The following is a 13,612-nucleotide window of genomic DNA, read 5'->3' on the forward strand; positions in this document are numbered from 1 at the left end:
TTTCACAAAAGTTAACATTGTACCTCGTAGATATTGATTTTGCTAGCTCGAATGTTGATGTCGTCCTCGCCAATGTTCATTTCACCTTGCCGAATGATGATTGTCCCTCTTGAATGCGGGTCTTCTTCACTATCAACATCAACAAATAAATGCTCGACTACAAATTGTGATTCTCCGCCGCAAATGGTCACCCGTTGCTATACTCGCACAGGCGGATGATAATAATCCGAATATAGATCTTTTATCTGCTGAGGCTGAAACCCGGCTGCCTGCATAACAGTCGCGCGAATATCCAGCTCCATCTGTATATGCTTCATATCAACCGCACGCATAACAATCGGCAAAGAAGAGGTTTGCTTCATTCTTTTTAACAGCTCCTGCCCGGTTGCCGTAAAGCCAAGCACGCGCAAATATGCAGGTCCCTGTGAGAGCATAGACTCATGCAAAAGATCACGGCGATGTCCAAGCAACAGGTGAGCCAGCAAACGCTGCAAGCGTGCGTATGTATAACGTTTCGTTTTCAAAGAACTGACCAATTGATGAACAGAACTCTCCGGCAAGGATGGAAGCAGCTTTTTCAGGCGATATTCAATGCCTTCATTCATATCGTAATACTGCTCTAATTCGCTAACTGTAGAAGTTGTGAGAATTTGCAGCAATGGCATCCACAGCTGATTCATATGTACAGGTCCACGTCCGGCATTGCTCTCACGCTGGATAATGTCCATCACGGCAGGTGGAACGTACTGAGCTACCTTTTCCGGTTCATTAAGCAGCATTTGCCGAATGGCGGTAGCGCTGGCAATACGGTCATGCGACGGCTGCATATCATGATACCCGGATTGCTCGCGCTGAATAGTGAGCGGAGCGATATTGCTTTGTAGTCGTCGCAAAGCGATCATATATTGCAATCCAAGCGTATTGTTCGGCTGACCAAGCAAGGCGGCGCTTTCTGCTGATAGCAGGTCAGATGCAGTCGCAGCGCGCCCCAGTGCCGCTGGATAACTCATTCCCTGATCGAGATAGTGTCGGATGGATTGTTGCAACTGCGGCGATTCGTCAGTTAGCAGATCCGCCAGTGGACGCAATGCCTCCAGCGAGCCGGATTCGCTACCGAACACCAGACTGTCCGTAATGCCTGTAGCGTGAAGCATCGCCACAGCTCCATAAGCAAACCATTCGGCAGGCTGTACAGCATACGCGGACGGAAGCTCCAGCACAAGGTCACAGCCCGCAGACAATGCCATTTCTGAACGCGCCCATTTGCTGAATACGGCAGGCTCGCCGCGTTGGGTGAAACCGCCGCTCATCACCGCAATGATGGCGTCGCAGCCACTCACCTGTCGCGTACGCTCCAGATGTAGCTGATGCCCGTAATGCAGCGGATTGTATTCCACGATCACGCCAGTAACTTTCATAAGGGACAATCTCCTTTTCGTGCCAGATATATGGTAAAATAAAAGGTATGTGCACAAGCGCAATCATGCCTATTACAGAATTCGATCTGCTCGTCGCTCTATTATAACGCATGATCCTTTGCAAGGGTGGTTACCCCCATTTTGGACGGGAACGTACCGACCGGTTTTGACCTACTCTTTTTGCCCCCAAATGCGAAAAAAGCTAGAAAAACCGCCAGCCCGCGCCAGTAAAGGGAAACACCCTGACAGGCACAAAAATATCTAAAACTTTGATTGACAAAAACAACAATTCGTCGGTATAATAATTTTTGTTTGTTTGGAGTGATGTATATGCAATTCCAATTTCGAAAAATGGCGCAAAGCGATCAGCCGATAGAGTTTCACGAGACGCTTGATACCGGATTTCTAAAATCCGATCGTAATGACATTCTTTCTGCGGAGCCAATGCAGGTTGACCTGCACGCGAAGTACAGAGTGGATCAGGTTGTTGAAGTGAACGCAACGTTGAAGCTTGACCTGCAGGTGGCATGTGCCCGATGCCTGACCCCCGTTAATCTGAATCGAGCATTCAGCGTTCATGAGGAGTTTCGGCACGGTGAAGAACCGGAGAACGTAGCGGAAGAAGACGATACCGTGTTCGTGAACAGCGACACTGTTGATCTTCGACCTTATCTGGAAGAAGCTGCTTTAGTGGATTTGCCGGCAGTGGTTCTGTGCAAGGACGATTGCAAAGGACTTTGCCCGACATGTGGAGTCAACCTGAACGAACAGGATTGTGATTGCGATAACCGACCGATTGATCCTCGGTTGGCAGGGCTCAAAGATTTATTCAAATGATTTGATAACCCTGAGTCAAACCAGGGTGTTAAATGGCACTCAATTAGATGAAGGAGGTGTTTAACGATGGCAGTACCTCAACGGAGAACTTCCAAGACACGTCGTGACAAACGTCGTACACACTTTAAATTGGCAGTACCAGGTATGGTGAAATGCGAAAACTGTGGCGAACTCAAATTGTCCCACCGCGTATGTAAAGTATGCGGAACGTACAAACAAAGAGAAATCGTACAACAGTAATCGTTGGAAAAGGCAGCGCCTCGTCGCTTGATGAGGCGCTGTTTTTTTATGGATTTTGAGCGGTACAGACGCGCCATACACGTAGCGCTTGAACGATATATATACTCTCTAGCATTCTGACCAGATCCATGCGCAAGAAGCCCGTCAGACCGCCATCTGACACCAAAATTACATAATAAGGCGGCACTGCCCCTTTTCTTTTGTGAAAATATGCTTTATACTACATTCTTAGTACCAGGTTCTAAAACTAACATTTAAACGTGATCTACTCCAATATCCGGTGTAGCAGTTCTACGCTGCTTGTATGCCGGACCTTTGATGCGCACAATGATATAGAGCAGATAGATGCAATAAATAGATGCCTGAACAACAGTACGGACGTCCGCATAGCCGGACAACACCATCATGAAAGTGGGGGGAGGCTTCGTGACCATCGAACGATTGCCCAAGCGCCAGCGTCAGCAGCAGCTTGTGAAGATGATAGAGGATAACCCGTTTGTAACCGATCAGGAATTGACCCGTCAGCTAAAAGTCAGTATTCAGACGATTCGTTTGGACCGGATGGAGCTGGGGATTCCTGAGCTGCGTGAACGAATGAAGCTGATGGCTGAGCGATCCTACGATCAGGTCCGATCCCTGCCGCTGGATGAAGTTATCGGTGAGATTGTCGATTTGCAATTGGATCGAAGTGGAATTTCGATCTTTGAGATTCGGGATGAACATGTATTTTCACGTACGCATATCGCCCGTGGTCATCATATTTTTGCCCAGGCGAACTCGCTGGCAGTGGCGGTTATCAACGATGCGATTGCTTTGACTGCTTCGGCGGATCTGCGGTTCGTACGACCAGTCAACCTCGGTGAGAAGTGTATCGCCAAAGCCTATGTGCAGTCCAACCCGGCGCGCAAAGGCAAAGCGAAAGTGGAAGTGCTAACTTACGTTGGCGAAGAAATGGTATTTCAAGGCAACTTTGTGATTTACCGATCAGACGGGGGAGAACACGATGAAGGAGGACTTGATCATGCGAATCGCGATTGATGCGATGGGGGGAGATCATGCTCCAGACAGCAATGTCTTAGGCGGATTAGAAGCAGCCAAGGAATGGAAGGATGCGGAGATTATTCTCGTAGGGGACGAGGAACGGATGAAGGCATTGCTGCCGGAGATTCCATCCAACCTGAAGCTGGTACATGCTTCTGAAGTGATTGAGCCCGATGACGAACCAGTCAAATCGGTACGGCGTAAAAAGGATGCCTCTATGGTCGTTGCTGGTCGAATGGTTAAGGACGGACTGGCAGATGCGATGATCTCGGCAGGAAATACGGGCGCTCTCATGACGACCGGGTTACTCGTCGTTGGACGTATCAAGGGGATTGAACGTCCGGCGCTTGCTCCGATCATTCCAACGATTGACGGAAAAGGCGTACTAGCGCTTGATCTGGGCGCCAATATGGACGCGAAGCCGGAACATCTGGCACAATATGCATTGATGGGTAGCATTTACCGCGAGAAGGTTCAGGGAGTGTCCAATCCGCGTGTAGGTCTACTCAATGTCGGCACCGAAGCCAAAAAGGGCAACGAGCTCGTCAAAGAAGCCTTCCCACTGTTAGAGGCACAGCCGATCAACTTTGTCGGCAATGTGGAATCGCGGGATGTGCTTAACGGCGTGTGCGATGTGCTCGTCTGCGACGGCTTTGCCGGTAATATTTTGTTAAAAGCAATGGAAGGAACGGCAAGTACGATCTTTTCCTTGCTCAAGCAGCAATTTTCCAAATCATTAAAAACCAAGCTGGCAGCAGCGCTGGTGATGCCGGAGCTGCGCGGATTGCGCGATTCGTTTGACTACAAAGAACATGGCGGCGCACCATTGCTCGGTCTGAATGGGCTTGTACTGAAAGGGCACGGTTCTTCCGACGCAAGTGCGATCAAACACGCTGTACGTCAGGCACGGATTGCCATTAGCAACAATTTGGTATCCAGTATTTCGCAGGAAGTAACAGAGTAATGTAATATGCATCATCACAGATCCTTACCAGTCTGATAAGGAAATTCGTATCGATAGAAAAGAGTGACAACGATGAGTGTTTTGCCAATCGGAATTATCGGCACAGGCAAATACGTGCCGGAAAAAATATTGAGCAATGCCGACCTGGAGAAAATGGTCGACACGAACGATGAATGGATCGTCAGCCGTACCGGTATTCGCGAGCGTCATATCGCCGCTCCAGACCAGGCGACATCCGACCTTGCGTATGAAGCGGCAATCAAAGCGATTGAAACCGCGGGGTTGACTGCTGCCGATCTCGATCTGATCGTCGTAGCAACCATTACGCCGGATATGTCCTTCCCATCTACCGCTTGCATTTTGCAGGACAAACTAGGTGCCAAAAAAGCAGCTGCCTTCGATCTGTCTGCTGCTTGCTCCGGTTTTGTCTATGCACTCGGTGCAGCGACAAGCATGCTGCAAATGGGCATGTACAAAAACGCACTGGTAATCGGTGCGGATACACTGTCCCGCATTACCGACTATACGGACCGCAACACTTGCGTATTGTTCGGCGATGGTGCTGGTGCAGTAGTCATCGGTGAAGTTGGCGAAGGTCGCGGCTTTAAAGCATTTGATCTCGGTGCCGAAGGCGCTGGTGGCGAACTGCTGAAACTGCCTGCTGGCGGCTCTAGAACACCGGCTTCTGCCGACACGCTGGAAGCGAAGCAGCACTTTATCCAAATGAGCGGTCGCGAAGTATTCAAATTCGCAGTGAAAGTGATGAACAAAGCAACGGAGGATGTGCTGAACAAAGCAGGCATTTCCAAAGACGATATCGACCTGTTTATTCCGCATCAGGCAAATGTGCGTATTATCAACTCGGCGATGGAACGTTTGAATTTGACCGAAGACCGGGTTATGATCAATGTGCAAAAGTATGCGAACACATCCGCTGCTTCTATTCCGCTGGCACTTGTTGAAGCGGTAGAAGAAGGACGCATCCAAGAAGGCGACAAAGTGGTTATGGTCGGCTTCGGCGGTGGTCTCACATGGGGCGCATCTGTTATCATCTGGTAATTACGGCAACTGCAATTCAGGAGGTTATTCCGAATGGGTAAAATAGCATTTGTATTCCCTGGACAGGGCGCGCAAAAAGCCGGGATGGCAAAAGACGTCTACGACGCATCCCCGGCAGCAGCGCAGTATTTTGATCAAGCGGACGACGTGCTTGGCTTTGCAATTAGCAAGCTGGCATTTGAAGGTCCAGAAGACGAACTAAAACAAACAGCCAATACACAACCTGCACTGCTGACCGCCAGCATCACCCTGCTGGAAGCACTCAAAGAGCGCAACATCCAGCCAGATTATGTAGCGGGTCATAGCTTGGGCGAGTATAGCGCGCTAGTAGCTGCGGGTGCACTCTCGTTTGCAGACGCGGTTGCGGTTGTACGTGCACGCGGACAGTTTATGGAACAAGCGGTTCCTGCTGGTCAGGGCGCAATGGCTGCTGTACTCGGTGCAGAGCGCGAAGCGTTAACTCAGCTGTGTGCCTCTGTTACAGCGGATGGTCATGCGGTAGAATTGGCTAACGTCAACTGCCCCGGACAGATCGTTGTTTCCGGTACACAGGCTGGTGTGGAAGCCGTATCTGCCCGTGTCAAAGAAATCGGCGGCAAACGTGCGATTGCGCTGGAAGTGAGTGGACCGTTCCACTCTTCTCTGATGGAGCCTGCGGCTCAGCGTCTTGCCGAGCGTTTGCAGGATGTTACGTTCCACAATGCAGCCGTACCGGTTGTTGCCAATGTGAATGCAGAGGCAGTATCCAGTGGCGACCAGATTGGCGAGCTGCTGGTGAAACAGGTATACTCTCCTGTATTATGGGAAGACAGCGTGCGTTATATGGTAGAGCAGGGCGTCGATACATTTATCGAGATTGGTCCCGGGAACGTGCTTACTGGTCTGATCAAAAAGATCGACAAAAATGTACGTCTGTTCAATATCAACAGCCTCGAAAGTTTGGAAGCACTGGAAGTATAATGACTGTTCATGTTTGGCAACAGCCATACGTGCAATGAACTTGGTGAAAAGGAGGTGCGTATGATATGAGTAAACCGTTGGAGGGGCAAGTTGCCCTCGTAACAGGCGCTTCGCGCGGCATCGGTCGCAGCATCGCGCTGGCACTAGCATCTGCTGGAGCTGACGTAGCTGTCAATTATGCAGGCAGTGAAGCTGCCGCTCAGGAAACCGTCAAGCAAATTGAGGAACTGGGCGTCAAAGCGATTGCGATCCAAGCAAACGTAGGTATCGTTTCCGAAGCAGACAACCTGGTTAAACAGGTAAGTGAAGCGTTCGGTAAGATCGATATTCTGATTAACAACGCTGGCATCACGCGGGACAATCTGATCATGCGAATGAAAGAGGAAGAGTTTGATCAGGTGATCGAAACGAATCTGAAAGGCGTGTTCAACTGTCTCAAAGCGGTCACGCGTCCGATGATGAAGCAACGTTACGGTCGCATCGTCAACATTTCGTCCGTAGTCGGTGTACTCGGGAATCCGGGTCAAGCCAACTATGTCGCTGCCAAAGCAGGCGTTATTGGTCTGACGAAGGCATCGGCACAGGAGCTAGCTTCGCGTGGCATCACAGTCAACTGTGTAGCACCTGGTTTTATCGCTACCGATATGACGGATGAGCTAAACGAAGAGCAGCGTGGTCGTATTCTCGGTCAGATTCCGCTTGCCCGTCTTGGCAATCCGGATGAAGTCGCTCAGGTGGTATCATTCTTGGTGTCGCCAGCTGCTTCTTACATGACGGGGCAAACGTTACACGTTGATGGCGGCATGTACATGTAAGATTCAGGATGTGCTTACAGATGCCTGTATGGATTTTTAAGTATAATTTCCGTATAATAACTTGGAAGAGGAGGTGAAACGGATGTCCGATGTTTTGGAACGTGTAAAACGCATCGTCATTGACCGCTTAGGTGCTGACGAAGCTGATATTAAATTGGAATCTTCTTTCAAAGACGACCTTGGCGCAGATTCCCTTGATGTAGTGGAACTCGTTATGGAACTTGAAGAAGAATTTGATATTGAAATTTCTGATGAAGACGCGGAGAAAATTACGACCGTAGGTGAAGTTGTGAACTACATACAATCTCATACCTAAGGCTCAAAAGTCCCGTTACCTGCAAATTGATTTTGCGGGTCGGGACTTCTCCTCATTCATGGCGTCTCTTGGATCTGAATACAAAATATACACATGCAGTCGATATGAGGTGAATGTGTTTGAAGCATAGAGTGGTAATTACAGGTCTCGGAGTCACAACAGCTCTGGGCAAAGACAAAGATACATTCTGGAACAATCTGATGGCAGGTAAGTCTGGAATCACTCCAGTAGAGGGATTCGATGTTAGTAACTACACGACCCGCATTGCTGGTCAGGTACATGACTTTAATCCCGAAGATTATCTGGAACGCAAAGAAGCACGGAAGCTGGATCGGTTTGTTCAATTTGCAGTCGCTGCTACAGCGGAAGCACTGAAGGACAGCAAACTGAATGTACGCGAAGATACAGATACGGAACGAGTTGGTGTTATTATCGGCTCCGGTATCGGCGGTCTAGGTACATTTGAAGATCAGCACAGCGTATTGCTGGAAAAAGGTCCAAAACGCGTAAGTCCGTTCTTTATTCCGATGATGATTGCCAATATGGCTTCTGGTCAAGTGTCCATCATTCACGGAGCAAAAGGTCCAAACGTAGCACCGGTAACGGCATGCGCGAGCGGTAGCCATGCGATTGGCGATGCGTTCAAGTATATTCAATCCGGCGAAGCGGATGTGATGATCACAGGCGGTGCCGAAGCGACGATTCGTCCAACCGGTATGGCGGGCTTCTGCTCCATGCGAGCGATGTCCACACGCAATGATGACTACACAACAGCAAGCCGTCCATTTGATACTGGACGTGACGGATTCGTTATGGCGGAAGGATCAGGCGTACTGATTCTGGAATCACTGGAGCATGCCCAGAAGCGCGGTGCGCATATCTATGCCGAAGTGATCGGTTACGGTCTGAGTGCAGATGCGTTCCACATGACAGAACCGAACCCAGATGGTCCGGCGCGTTGTATGAAGATGGCACTGCGTACAGCTGGCATCCAGCCGGAAGACGTTCAATACATCAATGCACATGGTACATCGACTCCAGTCGGCGACAAATCCGAGACGAAAGCGATCAAAATGGCGATGGGCGACCACGCGTACAAGATGGCAGTCAGCTCGACCAAATCGATGACAGGTCACCTGCTCGGCGCAGCCGGCGGTGTGGAAGCGGTTATCTGTGCACTGTCTCTGGAAAATCAGATTATCGCACCAACGATCAATCTGCATGACCAGGACCCTGAGTGCGATCTGGATTATGTTCCAAATGAGGCACGTAAAGCTGATTTGAATGTGGTTATGTCCAACTCTTTTGGATTCGGGGGACACAATGCCTCGATCGTCCTGAAGAAATTTGAAGCGTAAGGGGTCAGTTTCTTGAACGGAGATGTGAAACAGCTACAGCAACAAATTCAAATTCAGTTCCATAACCGCCAGCTGCTCAAACAGGCGTTCACACATGCTTCGTATGTGAATGAACATCGCTTCAGTCAGCATCAGGATAATGAGCGTCTGGAGTTTCTAGGCGATGCGGTTCTGGAACTGACGGTGTCGGAGTATCTGTATAATGAGTATCCAGATCGGCCGGAAGGCGAGCTGACGAAGCTGCGTGCAGCGATCGTTTGCGAGCCTTCGCTGGTCAAGTTCGCGGAAGCACTTGATTTTGGACGTTATGTTTTGCTTGGCAAAGGGGAAGAACTAACCGGTGGACGTCAACGTCCGGCGCTGCTGGCAGACGTATTTGAATCCTTTATCGGTGCGCTGTATTTGGATCAAGGTCTGGATGCAGTGAAATCTTTTCTGGAAAAGTACGTATTTTCAAGCATTTCGCCTGGCGGACAACTTCAGATGATGGACTTCAAAACCGAATTACAGGAATTCACCCAGCATCATAATATGGGTGTATTGGAGTACCGGATCATCGAGGAAAAAGGCCCTGCCCATGAGCGGGAGTTTGTCTCGGAAGTCTACATGGGAGATGAAAGCCTTGGCCAGGGCTCAGGACGTTCCAAAAAGGAAGCGGAGCAACGCGCAGCAGCAGCTGCACTGACCCGGTTAAAGCTGAAATAACATCTCTTTCTTTTCTGGCGATTACAGGACAAACAAAGAGCAAAGAGCAGTCACCGCCACCTTGCAACAAAGGCAAGAGGCACGACCGCTTTTTGCTCTTTTTCCATTGATGGCAAAGCAGGTAATTATGCTACAATAGCAATAGAGGTGAACACGAACTATGTTCCTGAAACGAATTGAATTAGCCGGCTTCAAATCATTTGCCGATAAAACGGAATTGGAGTTTGTCCAAGGAATTACTGCTGTTGTAGGACCAAATGGCAGCGGTAAAAGTAATATCTCCGATGGCATCCGCTGGGTGCTAGGTGAGCAGTCTGCCAAGTCACTCCGTGGTGGCAAAATGGAGGATATTATTTTTGCAGGTAGCGATTCACGTAAACCGGTCAGCTATTCCGAAGTATCACTGACACTGGATAACGAAGATGAAGCGTTGCCGCTCGATTTTAACGAAGTGACCATTACCCGGCGCGTACACCGTAGCGGGGATAGCGAGTATATGATCAATAAGCAAGCGTGCCGGCTCAAGGATATTACCGAACTGTTTATGGATACCGGGATCGGTAAAGAAGCGTACTCGATCATTGGGCAAGGTCGTATTGAGGAGATTCTCAGTACGCGTTCGGAAGATCGACGCGGTATTTTTGAAGAAGCATCAGGTATCGTGAAATACAAATCCCGTAAAAAGGATGCCGTGCGCAAGCTGGATGATACCGAGCAGAACCTGCTGCGCATCTTCGACCTGGTGAATGAGCTGGAAGACCAGATCGGTCCGCTGAAGGAGCAGTCCGAAAAGGCAATTCATTTTAAACAATTAAAAGAACAGTTAAAGCATAAAGAAATCTCACTGTATGTGCATGATATCGAACGTATTCACGGTTCGTGGACGACTGCAGGCGAGAAGCTCAAAGAATTAGAAGCTGTACAGCAAAAGCTGGCTAACGTTGTAGCCGGACATGATGCCAAGCTGGAAGATGAGCGTAATGCGCTGCGTGAAGCCGAGCAGATGGTGGAGCGGATGCAGGAACTGCTGCTGCAATACAGTGAGCAGGCAGAGAAGGCAGAAGGTCAAGTGGAGCTGCTCAAAGAACGCCGCCAAAATTTAGAGCAAAATCGTAAGCAGCTTGGTGTCGCTCTGGAACGCAGTGAAGAACGTACAAGTCAACGTACAGGCGAAACCCAGCAATTGCAAGATAAGCTGGCTGAGTTACAGCGCCAGTTGATCGAATTGAAGCAGACGCTTGCGACCGAAGAAGCGCAGCTAAATGATATTAACGGCGGGATTAGTCAGAATCGCGAGGAAAGTCTCAAAGGCGATCTGCTGCAATTGATGAATGATATGGCGAATATGCGTAATGAGATTCGGTACGCTGATCAGGAGACGGAAGCAACGCAGCGCCGAATGGTGCGAGCCGAGACTGAATCTGGTAAATGGCGCGACGAGAAAAAGCGACTGGAGCAGAGCAAAGCTACATTTACCATTCAGTTAGAGAAATTTGCCAAAGAAATCGCAACGGTACGCACGGATTATATCAAGCAAAGTGAGCAACTGAATGCGCTGCAAAAATCCGCCGAAGATATGCAGACCTCGATTCGCAAATGGGAACAGCGCCGCGAAGCGCTTATTTCTCGCCGTGATACGATGCAGGAGATGCAGGAGGACTTTGAAGGCTTCATGCTAGGTGTCAAAGAAGTGCTCAAGGCGTCTCGCAACAATCAGCTGCCAGGTGTACATGGTGCTGTCGCTGAATTGATCCGTGTGCCAGAGCATTTGGAGCAAGCGATGGAAACGGCACTTGGTGCATCCGTTCAGCATGTCGTTATGGAAAATGAAGAAGTGTCTCGCCGCGCGATTGCTTTTCTGAAACAGCGTCAACTCGGTCGTGCAACATTTTTGCCGCTGGACGTTATTCGTCCACGTCGAATTCAAGATAGCGACAAACGACTGGCAGAAGGTGCCGAAGGCTTTGTTGGTATCGGTGCGGAACTTGTGCAATACGATGAGCGTTACGCGTCTATCGTGGGTAGTCTGATCGGTAGTGTAGTCATTGCCGAGACACTGGAACAGGCGAACAAAATCGCTGCCAGACTGAATTATCGCTACCGCGTGGTCACATTGGAAGGCGATGTAGTCAATGCTGGTGGTTCTATGACCGGTGGTAGCCAGCACAAAAAGAACAACAACCTGCTTGGACGCAAACGCCAGCTGGATCAGCTTGGTGAGCAAATTATCGAAAGCGAAGATCAGATCAAACGTCTGAGCGCTGAGATTATTACTGTGCGTGATCGACTGCAAAGTACCGAGAATCGTTTGGATCAATTGCGTGCTGCTGGTGACCGTAAACGTACTGAAGAGCAGCAAACGGCGGGTGAACTAAAGCAACTGGATCACGAATTCCGGCATGTGAACGAACAGTACGAGCTGTATGGGCAGGAGAAAACGGCGTATACAAGCGAGCTGGAAGGCATAGCCAAAAAGCGCAAAGAAGCAGAGCAAAAGCTGGCTGAATTGCAACAGCAGGAAGAACGTATTCAGTCCGCGATCCAGTCCGCCGAGCAACAGCGCAAATCGAACGAATCGGTCAAAGAGCAATTACAGGAAAAAGTGACCGATCTCAAAATTCGCGAGGGCAAGATCAGCCAGGAGATCTTTTCACTGGAAGAGCAAATGTCTCGTACTCACGAAGAATCTCAGGACTATGGTCGTGAACTGGAAAGTAATCGTGAGCAACTGTCTATCCTTGTCCGCGATCTGGACAAAAACAGCAATGATCAGAAGCGCCAGCAAGAACAATTAGATCGTCTGCGCCGTCAACGCAGCGAAACAAGTGAGCAGCTGGAACAGAAGCGCGCACAGCGTCTTGCTTTACAGCAAAAGCTAGAGCAAGAAGAAGACAAAACTCGTCAGCAGCGCAACGAACTGAAGGCGATTGAAGATGAACTGCGTAAAACCGAAATTCAGGTCAATCGTCTGGATGTGGAACTCGAAAACATCCTTGCCAAGCTGCAAGATGATTATGAGCTAACCTACGAAATGGCGAAGCAGCGTTACGACTTGCCAGAGAATGTGGAGCAGACTAGTCGCGAAGTGCGCGAGCTGAAGCTGCAAATCGCCGATCTGGGTGAAGTCAATCTGGGTGCGATTGAGGAATATCAGCGTGTTAACGAACGCTACGAATTCCTGAGTGAACAGCAAAACGATCTGATCGAAGCCAAAACTGCATTGTATCAGGTCATCAAAGAAATGGACGACGAGATGTCCAAGCGCTTTAAGCATACATTTGAAGCGATTCGCGGACAATTCGGTATGGTCTTTTCCAAACTATTCGGCGGCGGTCGTGCCGATCTGATTCTGGCAGATCCTGAGCGGATGCTGGAAACAGGCATCGATATCGTTGCCCAACCACCAGGGAAAAAGCTGCAAAATCTGCAATTGTTGTCCGGCGGCGAACGTGCATTGACCGCGATGGCATTATTGTTTGCTATTTTGCAGGTGAAGCCGGTGCCGTTCTGTGTGCTGGATGAAGTCGAAGCGGCATTGGATGAGTCGAATGTGACGCGTTTTGCCCAATATTTGCGAGAATTCTCTGGTCAGACGCAGTTTATCGTCGTGACACACCGCAAAGGTACGATGGAAGAAGCCGATGTGCTATATGGTGTGACGATGGAAGAAGGCGGCGTTTCGAAGCTGGTTTCCGTTCGTCTGGAAGAAGTGGACGGCGCGGAGATCGCTTAATCCGTACGTGATAGTCTATACGTTATTATGATGGCAATGTATTGAATGAATCATGTATTGCCATTGTACGTATTATCATCCAACATGCAATCTTGTTTAGTTATTCCCGAATATACGGCAGCATTCTATCCACGAATCATGAATGTCTGCATCCTATCGGATCAAT

General features: G+C 49.3%; 12 protein-coding genes. 11 read left to right on the forward strand and 1 reads right to left on the reverse strand.

Translation table 11 applies throughout. The features are described 5' to 3' along the window. Positions 1 to 197 precede the first annotated feature (197 nt). Positions 198 to 1,418, reverse strand: coding sequence for a nucleotidyltransferase (locus ACE3MZ_RS08795; protein ID WP_411346064.1), 1,221 nt, complete (start codon positions 1,416 to 1,418; stop codon positions 198 to 200). 330 nt (positions 1,419 to 1,748) lie between these two features. Here ACE3MZ_RS08795 and ACE3MZ_RS08800 point away from each other — a divergent pair, with 330 nt between their 5' ends. The 11 genes from ACE3MZ_RS08800 (at position 1,749) to smc (ending at position 13,446) form a co-directional block, all read left to right on the forward strand. Next, positions 1,749 to 2,255: a YceD family protein gene (locus tag ACE3MZ_RS08800; protein WP_411346065.1), complete on the forward strand. Its 507-nt coding sequence runs from the start codon at positions 1,749 to 1,751 to the stop codon at positions 2,253 to 2,255. A gap of 66 nt (positions 2,256 to 2,321) precedes the next feature. After that, positions 2,322 to 2,495: a 50S ribosomal protein L32 gene (gene rpmF, locus ACE3MZ_RS08805; RefSeq protein WP_367056283.1), complete on the forward strand. Its 174-nt coding sequence runs from the start codon at positions 2,322 to 2,324 to the stop codon at positions 2,493 to 2,495. A 441-nt stretch (positions 2,496 to 2,936) separates the two neighbouring features. Next, positions 2,937 to 3,533: a transcription factor FapR gene (fapR, locus tag ACE3MZ_RS08810; RefSeq protein WP_411346741.1), complete on the forward strand. Its 597-nt coding sequence runs from the start codon at positions 2,937 to 2,939 to the stop codon at positions 3,531 to 3,533. Next, on the forward strand, positions 3,517 to 4,500 hold the full coding sequence (gene plsX / locus ACE3MZ_RS08815) for a phosphate acyltransferase PlsX (RefSeq protein WP_411346066.1): 984 nt from the start codon (positions 3,517 to 3,519) through the stop codon (positions 4,498 to 4,500). Before fapR ends, plsX begins: the two co-directional genes overlap by 17 nt. Before the next feature lie 72 nt (positions 4,501 to 4,572). Then, positions 4,573 to 5,559, forward strand: a complete 987-nt coding sequence (locus tag ACE3MZ_RS08820) for a beta-ketoacyl-ACP synthase III (RefSeq protein WP_411346067.1) — start codon at positions 4,573 to 4,575, stop codon at positions 5,557 to 5,559. Between the two features lie 33 nt (positions 5,560 to 5,592). Beyond that, positions 5,593 to 6,519, forward strand: coding sequence for an ACP S-malonyltransferase (gene fabD / locus ACE3MZ_RS08825; RefSeq protein WP_411346068.1), 927 nt, complete (start codon positions 5,593 to 5,595; stop codon positions 6,517 to 6,519). Between the two features lie 65 nt (positions 6,520 to 6,584). After that, complete coding sequence (fabG, locus tag ACE3MZ_RS08830) at positions 6,585 to 7,334, forward strand: 3-oxoacyl-[acyl-carrier-protein] reductase (protein ID WP_411346069.1); 750 nt, start codon at positions 6,585 to 6,587, stop codon at positions 7,332 to 7,334. Positions 7,335 to 7,416: 82 nt separating this feature from the next. After that, a complete protein-coding gene (acpP, locus tag ACE3MZ_RS08835) occupies positions 7,417 to 7,650 on the forward strand; it encodes an acyl carrier protein (RefSeq protein WP_411346070.1) in 234 nt (77 codons plus the stop codon). 119 nt (positions 7,651 to 7,769) lie between these two features. Beyond that, the gene (fabF, locus tag ACE3MZ_RS08840) at positions 7,770 to 9,008 is read left to right on the forward strand and encodes a beta-ketoacyl-ACP synthase II (protein ID WP_411346071.1); all 1,239 of its coding nucleotides are present in this window, start codon (positions 7,770 to 7,772) and stop codon (positions 9,006 to 9,008) included. Between the two features lie 12 nt (positions 9,009 to 9,020). Then, entirely contained in the window at positions 9,021 to 9,713 is a 693-nt protein-coding gene (rnc, locus tag ACE3MZ_RS08845; protein WP_411346072.1) for a ribonuclease III, read from the forward strand. 160 nt (positions 9,714 to 9,873) lie between these two features. After that, positions 9,874 to 13,446 carry a chromosome segregation protein SMC gene (gene smc / locus ACE3MZ_RS08850; protein WP_411346073.1) on the forward strand — a complete coding sequence of 1,191 codons (3,573 nt, stop codon included), beginning with the start codon at positions 9,874 to 9,876 and terminating at the stop codon, positions 13,444 to 13,446. Positions 13,447 to 13,612 lie beyond the last annotated feature (166 nt).

Source organism: Paenibacillus sp. WLX1005 (genome assembly GCF_046603685.1).
Taxonomy (GTDB): Bacteria; Bacillota; Bacilli; order Paenibacillales; family Paenibacillaceae; genus Saccharibacillus.

Bases quoted from the DNA above. Each gene is read 5' to 3' on its own strand.
- ACE3MZ_RS08795 (WP_411346064.1), bottom strand. From the start codon at position 1,418: ATGAAAGTTACTGGCGTGATCGTGGAATACAATCCGCTGCATTACGGG.
- ACE3MZ_RS08800 (WP_411346065.1), top strand. From the start codon at position 1,749: ATGCAATTCCAATTTCGAAAAATGGCGCAAAGCGATCAGCCGATAGAG.
- rpmF (WP_367056283.1), top strand. From the start codon at position 2,322: ATGGCAGTACCTCAACGGAGAACTTCCAAGACACGTCGTGACAAACGT.
- plsX (WP_411346066.1), top strand. From the start codon at position 3,517: ATGCGAATCGCGATTGATGCGATGGGGGGAGATCATGCTCCAGACAGC.
- ACE3MZ_RS08820 (WP_411346067.1), top strand. From the start codon at position 4,573: ATGAGTGTTTTGCCAATCGGAATTATCGGCACAGGCAAATACGTGCCG.
- fabD (WP_411346068.1), top strand. From the start codon at position 5,593: ATGGGTAAAATAGCATTTGTATTCCCTGGACAGGGCGCGCAAAAAGCC.
- fabG (WP_411346069.1), top strand. From the start codon at position 6,585: ATGAGTAAACCGTTGGAGGGGCAAGTTGCCCTCGTAACAGGCGCTTCG.
- acpP (WP_411346070.1), top strand. From the start codon at position 7,417: ATGTCCGATGTTTTGGAACGTGTAAAACGCATCGTCATTGACCGCTTA.
- smc (WP_411346073.1), top strand. From the start codon at position 9,874: ATGTTCCTGAAACGAATTGAATTAGCCGGCTTCAAATCATTTGCCGAT.